This window comes from Exiguobacterium sp. SL-10 (genome assembly GCF_004337025.1).
Lineage (GTDB): Bacteria > Bacillota > Bacilli > Exiguobacteriales > Exiguobacteriaceae > Exiguobacterium.
This window is the reverse complement of record NZ_SJUP01000009.1, coordinates 81,763-96,739: the sequence shown is the minus strand read 5'-3', so window position 1 is coordinate 96,739 and position 14,977 is coordinate 81,763. Positions and strand designations below refer to the sequence as shown.

General features: G+C 51.0%; 12 protein-coding genes and 1 other annotated feature. Of the genes, 6 read left to right on the top strand and 6 right to left on the bottom strand.

The window, feature by feature from the left end:
• Positions 1-51 precede the first annotated feature (51 nt).
• Positions 52-1,782, bottom strand: coding sequence for a septation ring formation regulator EzrA (ezrA, locus tag EVJ33_RS11145; protein ID WP_131437140.1), 1,731 nt, complete (start codon positions 1,780-1,782; stop codon positions 52-54).
• Between the two features lie 237 nt (positions 1,783-2,019).
• On the opposite strand from ezrA, the gene EVJ33_RS11140 reads away from it, so the two are divergent.
• Both EVJ33_RS11140 and rpsD read left to right on the top strand, forming a co-directional pair.
• Positions 2,020-2,502, top strand: a complete 483-nt coding sequence (locus EVJ33_RS11140) for a GAF domain-containing protein (protein ID WP_131437138.1) — start codon at positions 2,020-2,022, stop codon at positions 2,500-2,502.
• Between the two features lie 223 nt (positions 2,503-2,725).
• The gene (rpsD, locus tag EVJ33_RS11135; RefSeq protein WP_029595169.1) at positions 2,726-3,325 is read left to right on the top strand and encodes a 30S ribosomal protein S4; all 600 of its coding nucleotides are present in this window, start codon (positions 2,726-2,728) and stop codon (positions 3,323-3,325) included.
• Positions 3,326-3,367: 42 nt separating this feature from the next.
• Here rpsD and EVJ33_RS11130 read toward each other — a convergent pair whose 3' ends face one another.
• Positions 3,368-3,994: a GTP pyrophosphokinase gene (locus EVJ33_RS11130; protein WP_131437136.1), complete on the bottom strand. Its 627-nt coding sequence runs from the start codon at positions 3,992-3,994 to the stop codon at positions 3,368-3,370.
• 108 nt (positions 3,995-4,102) lie between these two features.
• Positions 4,103-5,350 (bottom strand): tyrosine--tRNA ligase, encoded by a 1,248-nt coding sequence (tyrS, locus tag EVJ33_RS11125; protein WP_131437134.1) that lies wholly within the window; start codon positions 5,348-5,350, stop codon positions 4,103-4,105.
• A 47-nt stretch (positions 5,351-5,397) separates the two neighbouring features.
• Positions 5,398-5,595 (bottom strand) — a binding site (T-box leader).
• 168 nt (positions 5,596-5,763) lie between these two features.
• Between tyrS and EVJ33_RS11120 the strand changes: the two genes are divergently transcribed.
• Entirely contained in the window at positions 5,764-8,238 is a 2,475-nt protein-coding gene (locus EVJ33_RS11120) for a transglycosylase domain-containing protein (RefSeq protein ID WP_131437132.1), read from the top strand.
• A gap of 44 nt (positions 8,239-8,282) precedes the next feature.
• Here EVJ33_RS11120 and acsA read toward each other — a convergent pair whose 3' ends face one another.
• Positions 8,283-9,989 carry an acetate--CoA ligase gene (gene acsA / locus EVJ33_RS11115; RefSeq protein ID WP_131437130.1) on the bottom strand — a complete coding sequence of 569 codons (1,707 nt, stop codon included), beginning with the start codon at positions 9,987-9,989 and terminating at the stop codon, positions 8,283-8,285.
• A gap of 155 nt (positions 9,990-10,144) precedes the next feature.
• Between acsA and EVJ33_RS11110 the strand changes: the two genes are divergently transcribed.
• Genes EVJ33_RS11110 through EVJ33_RS11100 form a run of 3 tightly spaced genes read left to right on the top strand, consistent with a single transcriptional unit; the run spans position 10,145 to position 12,585 of the window.
• Positions 10,145-10,774: a GNAT family N-acetyltransferase gene (locus tag EVJ33_RS11110; protein ID WP_131437128.1), complete on the top strand. Its 630-nt coding sequence runs from the start codon at positions 10,145-10,147 to the stop codon at positions 10,772-10,774.
• A 12-nt stretch (positions 10,775-10,786) separates the two neighbouring features.
• Entirely contained in the window at positions 10,787-11,419 is a 633-nt protein-coding gene (locus EVJ33_RS11105; protein ID WP_131437126.1) for an acetoin utilization AcuB family protein, read from the top strand.
• Positions 11,416-12,585 carry an acetoin utilization protein AcuC gene (locus EVJ33_RS11100; protein WP_131437124.1) on the top strand — a complete coding sequence of 390 codons (1,170 nt, stop codon included), beginning with the start codon at positions 11,416-11,418 and terminating at the stop codon, positions 12,583-12,585. The genes EVJ33_RS11105 and EVJ33_RS11100 overlap by 4 nt, the downstream gene beginning before the upstream one ends.
• 50 nt (positions 12,586-12,635) lie before the next feature.
• On the opposite strand, the gene ccpA is transcribed toward EVJ33_RS11100, so the two are convergent.
• Complete coding sequence (gene ccpA / locus EVJ33_RS11095; protein ID WP_034778263.1) at positions 12,636-13,649, bottom strand: catabolite control protein A; 1,014 nt, start codon at positions 13,647-13,649, stop codon at positions 12,636-12,638.
• 126 nt (positions 13,650-13,775) lie between these two features.
• The gene (locus EVJ33_RS11090; RefSeq protein WP_131437122.1) at positions 13,776-14,867 is read right to left on the bottom strand and encodes a bifunctional 3-deoxy-7-phosphoheptulonate synthase/chorismate mutase; all 1,092 of its coding nucleotides are present in this window, start codon (positions 14,865-14,867) and stop codon (positions 13,776-13,778) included.
• Positions 14,868-14,977: the final 110 nt, after the last annotated feature.

Below are 14,977 nucleotides of genomic sequence, written 5' to 3'. Positions count from 1 at the left end.
AAAAGATTGACGTACACGTTAATTCCCGTTTACGTCAATCTTCATGCATCATTATTTTCGTAATAGCTCTTGTTGCTCCAAACCTTTTTCAACACGTTGGCGAATCTCACGGGCCGCACCTTCATCGAAGCGTCCGAGGACGCGTTCGCCGATTTCGACGGCCGTGCCGTACTCACCGTGCAAGAATTTGTTCTCGGCGAGCGTCAAGGCAATATGGACCTCGTTGTCACGCCGGCGATAGCGATTCGCATATTGCAGGAGTTGCTCCGCATACGTGACCTGGCGCAATAACGCTTTGACACGATCGCGGAAGTTGTCCATCGTCTCTTCGACGTCATGACTGAGTCCGACGATATACGTCATATTGAACGGCGCCTTCTCGAACTGTTCGTCTAACGATTGAACGCCTTTTTGCAGTTGCCGCATATCGTTCGTCAAATCTGTCGGGACGACCGGCATGGCACTCTTCGTGAGCAATCGCCGATGAGCCGATAGTTCCTTCTTCCAAGACTCGAGTTTGTTGCGGACCTCGATTTCTTCTTTGCGAAGGGAGTTCGTATTCTCGATAAATCGTTCATGCATGGCGCTAAACTGATCGAGCGACCGTTTTGCCTCTTGTACTTTCGACTTGATCATACTGAATGGGATCATTTGAGCGACAAGCGCTTGTTCGATATCGAGCACGTTCGCGGTGAGCGTCGCCCGTTCGCGTTCGAGCTGTTCAAATTCTTCTCCGACCCTCGCGTTGATTTCATAGTTGCTGACGAGTCGCGTCATCTCTTGATGAAGACGCGCCATAACTTCGCTCGTCTGACGATCCCGGTCTTTCACGCTCGCAAATTCTTTCTTCACGTATTGGCGCGCGTCGACTTCTGTCCGGAACGCTTCAAACAACTGATCGATGTCCGAGCTGAGTTGCTGCATATCCATCTCAAAATGATCGAAGTCGAGCAGTTCGATGCGGCCCATAAGCGCGGCACGGCGATCTTCCGCTTGCTCAATCTCTTCTATTAAACCGAGCGGCTCAAGCGCGTATCCATCCATCTGCATCTCTTTATGACCCGATCGCAGCTGGTTGAGCTGTTGTTTCAAGTCGACTTGCACTGTGCGCACGAATTGCGGAATGACGCCGACGAGTTCACGAATCTTCGCCACTTTCTCAGATAAGACTTGTCCGGCGATATACGCCTCGGACACTTGGCCTTCTTGCTTCAGCGTGATCATCTCGGTCCGCTTCGCTTCCGCTGCCGCGATTTCGGACTCGACGAGCTCATACGTCGGACCAAACGCACTGTTCTGGGCGACGAGCGTCTTGCGGAATTGATACAGCTCTTTCTCGTCTTTTTTGACGATATCGAGGAGCGAGGAATGGTGTTGATTGAACTCATCCATCTCGTCGAGCATGGCGTGTACCATCGACTCGAGCTCTTCAATCAATTGTTCCGTCGCATTCAAATCCGATTTCACTTTAAGGAAGCGATATTTGTCCAAGTCTTCTTCCGCGTGATAAAGCGCCTCATCGATTTGCCCTGTATGTACGCTGACGAGTTCGTCCCACGACTGATGCCATCGTTCGAACTTTTCTTTCGTCTCGCCTTCCATCGGCCACTGTTTGAACTTCTGCAGTTCGGCCGGCACGCTGGCGCTGAGCACACTTTGTTTACGCATGTCTAAATCATCAATTTTCTGGTAAAAATTCCTTCGCACGAGCATGCTTCCAAGCATCGCCCCTAATGCGATGACAATGATTCCAATTAAAATCCCGTAGATTCCGTAATCCATTTCTGTCACAACCTCCAAGCCGCTTTCGTGGACTTATGTATCTGAATGAATAAATGAAGTATTTTATGAGTATAGATAATACTAATCATATTATAGAACCAATGATTTGCATAGGTTTTCCAACGGTTTAGGGAGAGAATGTTATTTTCCGCACGAATCTTTTAGGAAGACAAAACAAAAAAATGCGTGTACCATAATGCTAATCAATCTTGCTTTCATTCATTAGGAGGGAATCACATGTTCCAAACGACTACTTACACTGGCGACTTGGCCGCCGGTTATGACCTACTGAACAAACAACTCGCCGCACTGCTCGAAGGTGAGACGAACCGCGTCGCCAACCTTTCGAACGCGAGCGCATTGCTCAACCAATTCCTTGACCGCATCAACTGGGTCGGCTTCTATTTAACAGAAGGCGAAGACGCACTCATCCTCGGACCGTTTCAAGGCCTTCCGGCTTGCGTCCATATCGCATTCGGCAAAGGGGTATGCGGGACGGCCGCCTCGACACAAGAGACGCAACTGATCGCAGACGTGCACCAATTCCCAGGTCACATCGCTTGTGACGCGGCTTCAAACTCGGAGATCGTCGTCCCGCTCGTGCGTGACGGAAAGACCATCGGCGTCCTCGATATCGACAGCCCAGAGTTCGACCGTTTCTCAGACGTCGACCGTCAAGGGTTGGAGCAATTTTGCCAAACATTACTTCGCTTCATCTGATTGACAAGCGAATCGTTTCATCGTATACTGATTTTTGTGCATGAAATGACGATAGCAGTCATTGACAGACGTATCCACCTTTCGGGCCTCGACTGAGTCGGAGGAGCATCTCGTAGCTTCGCTATCAAGTGAAGGTGCTTGAACCTATGAAAGGGGCGTCACCCGTCTTTGACACCGTTGTTCTTTTGTGCAAAATACATGAACAACAAGGAGGAGTCCAAACATGGCTCGTTACACAGGTCCAGCTTGGAAACTCTCGCGTCGCTTAGGCATCTCGCTTAGCGAAACGGGTAAAGAATTAGCAAAACGTCCTTACGCACCAGGTCAACACGGAAATGGTCGTCGTAAAATCTCTGAATACGGTCTTCAGCTTCAAGCGAAGCAAGCACTCCGTCACATGTACGGAATCAACGAGAAGCAATTCCGTCGCATCTTCAACGATGCAGGGAAAATGCAAGGAATCCACGGTGAGAACTTCATGTTCTTGCTCGAGTCACGCCTTGACAACCTCGTTTACCGTATGGGTCTCGCTCGCACACGTCGTGGAGCGCGCCAACTCGTCAACCACGGTCACATCCAAGTTGACGGTTCACGTGTAGACATCGCGTCTTACCGTGTAAAACCAGGTCAAGTCATCTCAGTTCGCGAGAAGTCTAAAAACTTCAAAGCGATCGCTGAAGCTCTCGAAGTAGCACCAGCTACGAAAGACTACGTAACATTCGACGCTGAGAAGCTCGAAGGTACATTCGTACGTCTTCCTGAGCGTGCTGAATTGAACGACCAAATCAAAGAGCAACTCATCGTTGAGTACTACTCACGTTAATGCTTTTATCCCCTTCCCTGTCTCGGCAGGAAAGGGGATTTTTTATTTCTTCAAAATTTGTTCGCGGATGCGGCCCATCTGTGTATCGAGCGCATCTGCCATATTCGCCGCCTCGGTCAACTCATGCCGTGACATCTCGGGAACTTGATGCTGGTATTTATATTGAAGCTTATGCTCCGTCGCTGCCCAAAAGTCCATGGCGAGCGTACGGATTTGAATCTCAGCCGGTACCCAGATGACGCGTTCCGCCAAGTAGACTTTCGTCCGGACGATAAGGTGCAGGCTCCGGTAGCCGCTCGGTTTCGGATGTTCGATATAATCTTTGATCTCATCAATCTGTAAATCGTCCCGTTTCTTCAAATGGTCGAGGATGGCGTAGATATCATCACGAAAACTCGTGACGATTCGGACCCCGGCGACGTCATAAATATTGTCCCAGAGCGCTTCCACTTCGAGGGGAAGCCCTTTTTGATTCATTTTTCGTACGATTGACGGCAGCGTCTTCATCCTCGTCTTCACATGTTCAATCGGGGAATAGCCGAGCCGCGTCTGCCAATCGAGGTCGATGATGCCGAGATCACTCTCGAGTTCGGTGATCGCCATCTCATAGTAGCGGAACCGCTCCCGCCATTGGTGGAACTGTTCGCCAAAAAACTCTTCGATATCCATAACAAAGCCTCCTTGTCGTCTATACTTGCCATCGTAGCAGACCAAATCCAGTTTGCGACAATAAAAAAACGTCCATGCTCGCAATTTTTGCGGACATGGACGGATAAATCAGACGTGACGAATCACGAAGTACTTTTTCTTACCACGACGGATGACCGTGAACTCACCGAGCGTATCGGCGCGTGTCACCGTCTTATCGAGCGCCTGTTCCCGCTCACCGTTCAAGTAAATCGCTCCGTTTTGAACATCTTCACGGGCTTGACGTTTCGATGGTGCAATATTCGCTTCGACGAGAAGATCGACGAGGTTACGTTCGCCGTCAAGTTCGAACTGTGGCATGCCTTTGAAAGCAGCATCCATGTCTTCTGGCTTGAGTGTCTTCAAGTCGCCGCTAAAGAAGGCAGTCGTGATGCGTTGCGCTTGATCGAGACCCGCTTCGCCGTGGACGAGTTTCGTCATCTCTTCAGCGAGACGACGTTGAGCGACACGTTTTTCAGGAGCAGATGCCACTTCACTTTCAAGTCCCAAGATGTCGTCATGCGACATGAACGTGAAGTATTTGATGAACTTGATCACGTCAGCGTCGTCGACGTTAATCCAGAACTGGTAGAACTCGTAAGGTGTCGTCTTATCCGCGTCGAGCCAGACCGCGCCGCCGGCTGTCTTTCCAAATTTCTGTCCGTCCGATTTTGTCACGAGTGGCACCGTCAACCCGAACGCCTTCTCCGAGTGACCGAAGCGGCGGATGAGTTCGAGACCGGCCGTGATATTGCCCCATTGATCGCTACCCCCGACCTGAAGTCGGCAGTTTTCATTCTCGTATAACTTCAAGAAGTCGAACGATTGCAAGAGCATGTATGAGAATTCCGTGTACGAGATCCCATTCTCCAAACGCGAGTCGACAGAATCCTTGGCGAGCATGTAACTGATTGGGAAGTGCTTCCCGATGTCGCGCAAGAAGTCGATAATCGACAACTCTTCCGTCCACTCGTAGTTGTTGCGAATTGAAATCGGGTTCTCTCCTTCGAGCGGGAGGAAGCGGCTCAATTGGCCTTTAATCCGATCCGAGAATTCCTTGACCGTGTCGAGCGTATTGAGCGAACGCTCGTCCGAACGACCTGACGGGTCACCGATCATGCCAGTCGCTCCACCGACGAGGGCGATGACGTGGTGTCCCGCCTCTTGGAAACGTTTGAGCGTTAAAATCGGGAGCAAGTGCCCGATGTGGAGCGAGTCCGCCGTCGGGTCGAACCCGGTGTAAAGCGTCGTCGGTTTGTTCAACTGTTCTTTCAATCCTGCTTCGTCCGTCATTTGGTTAACGAGACCTCTAAATTCTAAATCCTTCAATAATTCCATCTGTTCCACTCCTTCGATTGACATAAAAAAACGTCCCTTCTCATATGAGAAGGGACGGAGATTCCGCGGTACCACCCTAATTGCCACAGCTGTGGCCACTTGAAGCGAGAGATAACGGTCTCGACCCGGCCGAACGGCACGCTCCAAAAGTGTAATTCATCGGTTGACATTGGCTAGTTCACAGCACCCACTAGCTTTCTGGACAAGCGGTCAATCGACTACTTCGCTTTCTTCATCGCGTCTTTATTTATGGACTATGCTTTACATTTTATAAGTTCCTTTTCCAAATTGTCAACCAAGAAGATGGAAACTTGCATCAGGTAGTCGATTCGGGGTAAGGTCAGGAAAGACTTGTGCTATAATCGTATATAATACTGTCTAAAATAGTTTTACACCATATTAAGGAGGCTGTCATGCTGCAAAAGATTCGAGACATATGGAACCAACCAAAGTCCTTGAAAGCTCGCCGTTATGCCAATGTATTTTATGATGTGTCGTGGAACGTGCTACTCCTCACCATCATTTCTGTCGTCCTCATTGGATTTTTAGGCGCCGGGATTGGAGCGGGGTATTTCGCTTCCCTCGTCAAGGATATGCCGGCACCCGCATATAAGACGATGACATCACAAATCAACACATACTCATCGACTTCTGACATTTATTTTGGAAGCGGTGAACGGATCGGAAACTATACGACGGATGAAGTACGGGTTCCCGTCGCCGTCGAGAAAGTTTCTCCGTTCGTCGTCGACGCGTTACTCGCCACAGAGGACGTCGAGTTTTACGAGCACGACGGTGTCGTGCCGAAAGCGACGCTCCGTGCCATCTTACAAGAAGCGACCGGATCGGAAGACCGGACCGGCGGCTCGACGCTCACTCAACAGCTGATCAAGAATCAAATGTTGACGAACGAAGTATCGTTCGAACGAAAAGCGAAAGAGATTTTACTCGCCCTTCGTCTCGAGAAAGCGATGAACAAAGATGAAATCTTGAACGCGTACTTGAACGTCGTCTCGTTCGGACGGAACTCGATGGGACGCAACATCTCAGGGATTGAAGCAGCCGCTCGCGGCGTGTTCAACACATCGGCTGAGAAATTGACGTTGCCACAAGCCGCTTTCCTCGCGGGGATCCCGAAAAACCCGTTCCTGTACACACCGTATTACCAAGGGGGTGTCATTAAAGAGGACGTGTCACCGGCAATCAACCGGATGAAGACGGTACTCAATCGGATGTACGTCGCCGGCAAGATCAGTAAAAAAGACTATAATGCCGCCTTTAATTACGACATCACGAAAGACTTCATGAAAACACAATCGAAGCCGCGTGACCGATATCCGTACGTCGTCCAATGGGCAGAAGAAGATGCCCTCATCATCGTCCGTGACCACCTTCTTAAACAAGATGGTGTCGACTTGAACGAATTAAGTACGGAAGATCGAAAAGAAATTACGAACACGTATGGACGTCGTGCCCATAACGCACTCCGTCAAGGTGGATATAAGATTCATTTGTCACTTGATAAACAAGTACACGAATCGATGCAACAACCGGCCCGGAACGTCAATAACTTCGGACCAAATAACTCACCGAACATCGACCCCGAACAAGGTCCGGAGCAAACCGCAGCCATTATGCTCGACAACAAGACAGGTCGCATTCTCGGATTCGTCGGCGGTCGTTATGTGAACGGAAAAACGGATGATTTTAACCGTGCCCGTCTAATGGAACGTCAAATCGGGTCGACGGCAAAACCACTTCTCGTTTATGCGAATGCGATCGAGAAAGGTCTCATTACTACCGATACGGTGATCATTGATGAGAAATATAAATATCAAAATGGATCAAACCCAGACACGATTGAAATCAACAATGAAGATTTAACATTCCGAGGGCCGATGACGGCACGTGAGGCATTGAAACAATCTCGAAACGTCCCTGCTGTGAAAATCTACGAAGAGCTAGCGGACTTTAGAAGTGACACAGAGAAGCTGCTTCAAATGGGGATAAACGTCCCAGAGGAAACACGTGATGCGCCATCAATGGCACTCGGTGTCAGTTCAGTCGAACTAGCGGCACTGGCATCAGGTTACGCGATGCTCGCGAACGGCGGCGAACACGTTGAACCGTATATCATCGATCGCGTCGAATATCAAGGCGAGGTCATTTACGAGAAAAATCCGAAGAAAACACGGATTTACTCTGATCGCACCGCGTATCTCATCGTCGATATGCTCCGAGACGTGTACACATCTGGAACAGCGACATACGCCAAATCACTCTTGAACGTTCCTGGCGACTGGATGGGGAAAACAGGTACGACACAAGACCGCCGTGACTCGTATTTGGTCGGCTCGACTCCTGGCGTTACCCTAGCTGTCTGGACAGGTTACGATCAAGAAAATAGTCTAGTCGATGGTCAAGGATATGGGCGTTACTACCAACGGACGCAAGGCATGTGGTCTAAAATTGCCAACAACGTCTATCTCGATAGCCCGAATGTATTCAACTCGAACGCACGTTTTGTGCAGCCGGCTAGTGTAAGAGCAAGCGACTTCGGTGACTCTGGCTCATTCTCTGAGAAGAAGAAAGTCGAAGAGATTAAGAAGGAAGAAGAAGCGAAGAAGAAAGCCGAAGAAGAGGCGAAGAAGAAAGAAGAAGCGGAAGAGAAGAAACAAGAGGCTGAAGAAGAGAAACAAGAAGCTGAGGCTGCTGCGAAAGACAAGGCGGCCGCTGACGCGAAAGCGAAAGCTGAAGCTGACAAGAAGAAAGCTGAAGAAGAAGCGAAGAAAAAAGCTGAAGAAGAAGCCAAGAAGAAAGCCGAGGCCGAGAAAAAGGCTGAGGAAGATAAGAAGAAAGAAGACGCCGAAGAAGCAGACGGCGCCTAACCCGACAAGAAAGGTCGACACATCGCGTGTCGACCTTTTGTCGTTCAATCTTCCATTGTCGATAAGTCACCTGTCTCGAGATTCAATTCCCAAGCCTTCAAGACACGACGCATGATTTTCCCGCTTCGGGTTTTCGGAAGCTTGTCTTTGAACTCGATCTCACGCGGTGCCGCATGGGCCGCAAGACCTTCTTTGACGAACTTTTGAATCTCCGCCTTCAACTCGTCCGATGGCTCGTATCCTTTACGAAGCGCGATGAACGCCTTGATAATTTCCCCACGGACCGGGTCCGGTTTCCCTATGACACCGGCCTCGGCGACAGCCGGGTGCTCGACGAGACGACTCTCGACTTCGAACGGACCAACCCGCTCTCCTGCTGTCATGATGACGTCATCGACGCGACCTTGGAACCAGAAGTAGCCATCCTCATCCATATAGGCCGAGTCGCCTGAGACGTACCAATCGCCCCAGAAATAGCTCTCATACTTCGTATCGTTTTTCCAAATCTTCCGCATCATCGACGGCCACGGCGTCTTGAGTGCCAGGTTACCCATCCGATGCGGTGGGAGCGGTTGACCACGGTCGTCTAAAATTGCTGCCTCACAACCTGGGATAGCCTTGCCCATCGAACCTGGTTTAATATCCATCGTCGGATAGTTACAGATCATCATCGCACCAGTCTCTGTCATCCACCACGTGTCGTGAATCCGTAGTCCGAACGATTCGTTCCCCCAACGAATGACTTCCGGATTGAGTGGTTCACCGACCGAAAGGATATGACGGAGTGATGATAGATCATATTTCTCGAACGCTTCTTCGCCAGCACCCATGAGCATGCGGAACGCTGTTGGCGCGCTGTACCAGACCGTGACCTCGAACCGTTCGATGACCGAATACCAGAACTCAGGATTGAATCGTCCCCCGACGATCACGTTCGTCGCCCCGTTCAAGAACGGTGCGAAAATCCCGTAACTCGTTCCCGTTACCCAGCCCGGGTCAGCCGTGCACCAATATATATCGTCCGGTTGCAAATCGAGCACCCATTTCCCGGTCATCAAGTGTTGCACCATGGCGTTATGAACGTGCAGGACGCCTTTCGGCTTCCCAGTCGAGCCTGACGTATAATGCAAAATCATACCGTCCTCACGGTCAACCCACGTGATGTCGAGGTCGGTCGAGGCGTCACCCGCCAATTTACGGTAGTCGATGATTTTTCCTGACTCCTCCACCACGTCGCCGACGATTAAAATCGTCTCCAAGTGCGGAAGTTGATCGACCGGGACACGTGGCAAGAGCGCCTCGGTCGTCACGATGACTTTCGCTTCCGAATCGAGCAGACGATCGTGGACGGCTTGCTCCATGAACGCCTCAAACAATGGTCCAACAATCGCACCCAGCTTGAGTGTGCCGAGCAAAATAAAATAAAGTTCTGGACTCCGTGGCATGAAGATGAAGACGCGGTCGCCTTTCTCCACTCCAACCGATTTCAGAACGTTTCCGGACCGATTGCTTTCTCGTTTCATATCTTCATACGTGTAGCGCTCTTCTCGTTCCCCATCGAAATAGAGCAATGCCAATTTTGTGGCAAGTTCGCCTTCAGCATGAAGGTCAATCGCTTCGTACGCCATGTTGACGTTCCCTGTCAAATTCCATGAACATAACGCTTCAGCTTGTGTCCACTCGAATGACTGACAAGCCTCTTCATACGACGCCAATTGATGTTCCCCTGATAACGCTTTCAATTTTTCCATCGCTAAAGATTCGCCTCCCCTGTAATGAATGGTATAACCACTTTCAGTATAGTGTTAATATTGTGACAAATCAACGAATTTCCAAAATCTCCAAAAGAGCGTGAACGAAGTGGAATGAAAGCGCTATAATAGAAGATGGAAAAGGTGGTGACTCCATGGAAAAACAATATCATTCAAAGGTGTGGGAAACCTCACTCGGAGCCGTAATCATCGATGGACCCATCGAAAGCGATAGACTAGCGACGTATCGCCTCGATGAGGGATTGACCGCATTTCGTGAACCTGAGGACCAACACAAGGCGCTCGTTGAAATCGCTGCCCTAAAAGAAGGCCGAATCATCGTGGCCCGCGTCGATGACCTGATCATCGGCTACGTGACATATTTATATCCAGATCCGTATGAACGTTGGAGTGAAGGGAACGACCCGTATATTCTCGAGCTCGGCGCCATCGAAGTGAGCCCGCGTTACCGCGGCCAACGGATTGGAAAACAGCTCCTTGAGGTGTCGATGATGGACCCGCATATGGACGATTTCTTGATTTTGACGACGGAATATTATTGGCACTGGGATCTAAAAGGAAGTGGCCTCTCGATTTGGGATTACCGAAAAGTAATGGAGAAGATGATGAATCATGGCGGGCTCATCTTCTTCCCGACCGACGATCCGGAAATCGCCTCGCACCCGGCCAACTGTCTGATGGCAAGAATCGGTAAGAACGTCCGACAAGAGACGATCGACCATTTCGATTCACTCCGGTTGCGACGCCGGTTCATGTATGACTAAGGAGGGATTTGGATGCTGATTGAACAAATGATGAACCGTCATGTCGTGACGATTCAGCCGACCAATACGATTGCCCATGCGGCCAAGCTCATGCGCGATCATAAAGTACGCCATCTCATCGTCACGAATCCGGCCCGTCAAGTCGTCGGCATCGTCGGTCAGTTCGAGATGAGTGGTGCGACGAGCGTTTTCCACCCCGAAAGTGAAAGCGCAGACTTTAAAAACCCTGTCTCGAGCATCATGCGACAAGATGTGACAACGGCGCATCCGTACGATTTCTTCGAAGATGCGGCCGCCTTGTTTTATGAATATCGTTTAACATGTCTACCCATCATCGAACAAGGAAAGCTCGTCGGCGTATTGACTGAGACGGACTTATTGCGCTACTTCGTCCAATTGACCGGCGCACTCGAGCCGAGTTCGCAAATTGAAATCTTAGTCGAAAACACGACCGGTACGCTTGAGAAAGTGACGCGTCTCCTAGCCAAGACGAACGTCAACATCATTAACGTGTTCGTCCACCCGACGCCCGACCCTTACAAACGGATCATCTCGTTCCGCGTCCAGACGATGAATCCGCTGCGTATCATCGAACGGTTGAAGCGTGAAGGTTTCGATGTGCTCGGTCCGGAGATGTCCCAATGAGACCAGCCTACATATTCGGCGAGAACGAAAACTCGTACCGTTTTCACGAGGATCACCCGTTCAATCCGATTCGCCTGGAGCTGACGACGTCCCTCCTGAACGCCTCAGGTAAGCTCCAAGCCTCCGAGTGTATCGCCCCTCCCCTCGCCTCGGTTGAATCGCTCGCGCTCGTCCACGACATCGATTATATCGAGGCGGTCCAAGCAGCGGCCGCAGGTGAGCTGTCGACGTTAAAAGCGAACAAATTCGGTCTCGGGACAGAAGACACTCCAATTTTCCCGACGATTCATGAAGGGGCCGCTCGACTCGTGGGTGGGACGATACACGCCCTCGACTTGGTCGCGAGCGGTAAATTCGAGCGTGCCTTTCACGTCGGGGGCGGCCTGCATCACGGAATGAGACGAAAAGCATCGGGCTTCTGTGTCTATAACGATGCAGCTGTCGCCATTGCCCACGTCCGTCAGACGTACGGGTCGCGTGTGTTGTATGTCGATACGGATGCCCATCATGGTGACGGCGTCCAATGGCTGTTTTATGATGATGCGGATGTGATGACCTTGTCGATCCATGAGACCGGTCGCTACTTGTTCCCTGGGACAGGAGCGGTCACGGAGCGTGGCAACGGAAATGGCTACGGATACAGCTGGAATGTCCCAGTCGATGCGTTCACCCAGGATGATTCTTTCCTACACTGTTACGAGACCGTGTTCCGGGAAGCGTGTGAGTGGTTCAAACCGGATATCATCCTGACACAGAATGGAGCCGACGCTCATGCGTTCGACCCGTTGACACACCTTGCCTCCACGATTCGGACGTTCGAACAGATTCCTCAAATCGCCTCTCGACTCGCCGATGAGTATACGGAAGGTCGCCTCGTCGCGCTCGGCGGCGGCGGATATGACTGGTATCGGACGGTGCCGCGCGCCTGGGCCCAAGTATGGGCCGGCTTGACGCGCGAGGTGCCGTACAGTGGGGACATCCCGATTGAATGGATTGACCAGTGGCAGGCCAAAGCCGATCAACCTTTGCCCACGCGTTGGGATGATCACACGTACACGTTCCAACATATTCCCCGGCGCCAACAGATCGAAGAGAAGAACTGGGAAGTGTCGAAACGCGCATTTTGGCCGTTCATCTCGAACGATCGCAAATCAATATATGTCTAAAAAAATCCCCTCGTCCGCGGAGTGACTCCGACAGGCGAGGGGATTTTTATTCAGTCTTGGCGTACCGAATCGCGACGTTCGATGCGGTGCGGCAAGACGACGTTTTTCTCTTCGATTTCTTCAGCGTTCAAGATTTTCGTCAAGAGACGCATGGCAACGGCACCGATGTCATACATCGGTTGGACGACCGTCGTCAATTTCGGACGAATCATCGTCGCGAGACGCGTGTTATCATGGCCGACGACTTCAAAATCGTTCGGGACCGAGAAACCGGCGTCTTGAATCGCGTGAATGACACCGAGTGCCATCTCATCCGTACCGGCGAAAATCGCTTTCGGGCAATCGTCACGTTCGAGCATCTTCTGCATCGCCTCAAGGCCTGATGCGTACGTGTAATTCCCGAGGACGACGTCACTCTCACGGAACGGGAGTCCGGCGTCGTCAAGGGCACGGCGGTAACCAGAGAATTTCTTCTCGCCATTGATTTGTTGCTCGAGTGGTCCTGTGATGAAGCCAACTTGTTTGTGGCCGTGGCCAATCAACATTTCAGTCGCATCGTATGCTGCCTGCTCATAATCGATGTTGACCGCCGGAAGATCATATCCTTGGTTGAGCGTCGCCGCAAGGACGATTGGCACCGGCGACTTCTTGAACTCGTTGACGAGGTCTTCGTGCAGACGTCCACCCATGAAAATGATGCCGTCGACTTGCTTCCCGAGCAACGTGTTCAACAAATGAATCTCTTTGTCACGGTTCGAGTCCGAGTTCCCGAGAATGATGTTGTACTTGTACATCGTGGCGACGTCCTCGATTCCACGGGCAAGATCTGCGAAAAAGATGTTCGAGATATCAGGGACGATGACGCCGACCGTCGTCGTCTTCTTGCTGGCAAGTCCACGGGCGACGGCGTTCGGGCGATAGCCGAGACGGTCAATCGCGTCTTGGACTTTCTTGCGGGTCGTCGGTTTGACGTTCGGGTTTCCGTTGACGACGCGTGAAACGGTTGCCATCGACACCCCGGCTTCTCGTGCGACATCATAGATCGTTACATTGTTACTATTCATTAAAACTCCTCCTACAAGCAATGATTTTCAAACGATTTTCAAAAAACGTGTCAAAAAAGGAAGACAGGTATCTGTCATCATTTTACCCTGTCTTCACGCTATATAAAACGTTTCCAATTGGAAAGCTTACTTTTTTACCAAATCAAGTTGAGGGAACTGAGCTGTTAGCCCGTCCACGAATTGATCGAACTGGTCGAAATCGAGTTGTTGCTGGGCATCTGATAAGGCGATGGCCGGGTTCGGGTGTACTTCCACCATAACGCCATCCGCTCCGACCGCAAGCGCCGCTTTCGCTGCCGGAAGTAGCAAGTCGCGTCGTCCTGTCGAGTGCGTGACGTCGACCATGACCGGCAAATGCGTCTCTTGTTTCAAAATCGGGACCGCTGTGATATCGAGCGTGTTGCGCGTCGCCCGTTCGTACGTCCGAATCCCGCGCTCGCACAAGATGACTTGGCTGTTGCCGCTTGCCATAATATACTCGGCCGCATAGATGAACTCTTCAATCGTTGCCGACAAACCGCGCTTTAAGAGCACCGGCTTATCCGTCTTCCCGACTTCTTTCAGCAAGTCGAAGTTTTGCATATTGCGTGCGCCGACTTGGATGATGTCCACATAGGGAAGTGCCGACTCGACGGCACCAGGCGTCATGATTTCAGAGATGACCCGCAAGTCATGACGATCTGCCGCTTGCTTCAACAGTTTCAATCCCTCGAAACCGAGCCCTTGGAAGTCGTATGGGGAGGTGCGTGGCTTGTACGCGCCACCTCGCAAGATTTTCACACCGGACAACGCCAATTTTTCGGCGACGGCATTCACTTGCTCAAATGATTCGACCGCGCATGGACCTGCAATCAATTGCGGGCGTCCATTGCCGATCGTGACATCATCGAGCGTGACGATGGTGTCTTCAGCTTGGCGCTTCCGCGAGACGAGCAACGTCTTATCTCGGTCTTCCCCTTGCAGTTCGGCCGAGGCTTTAAACATCTCTTTGAACAGATGCTGCAAGCGCGCCGTTTCGAACGGCCCCGGATTCTCCGCAGCGACGAAATCGAGCATCTCACGTTCTCGTACCGGATCGTATCGCTCCACACCTTGCAGACGTTTTACTTTTCCAATCTCAACAGCGAGTGTGCCGCGGCGGCTGAGCAAGTCGAGCATTTCACGATTCAACTCATCCATCTCGCGACGTAATCGATTCAACTGATCTTGTGGACTCATAATTACCCTCTCATTTCTAAGCCGTTCTTTCCAGATTCCTAATTATAACGAACTTTAATCGCTTTGTCATAGGGAAATGGGCTGGCGACACAAAATCAACAAAAAAAGCG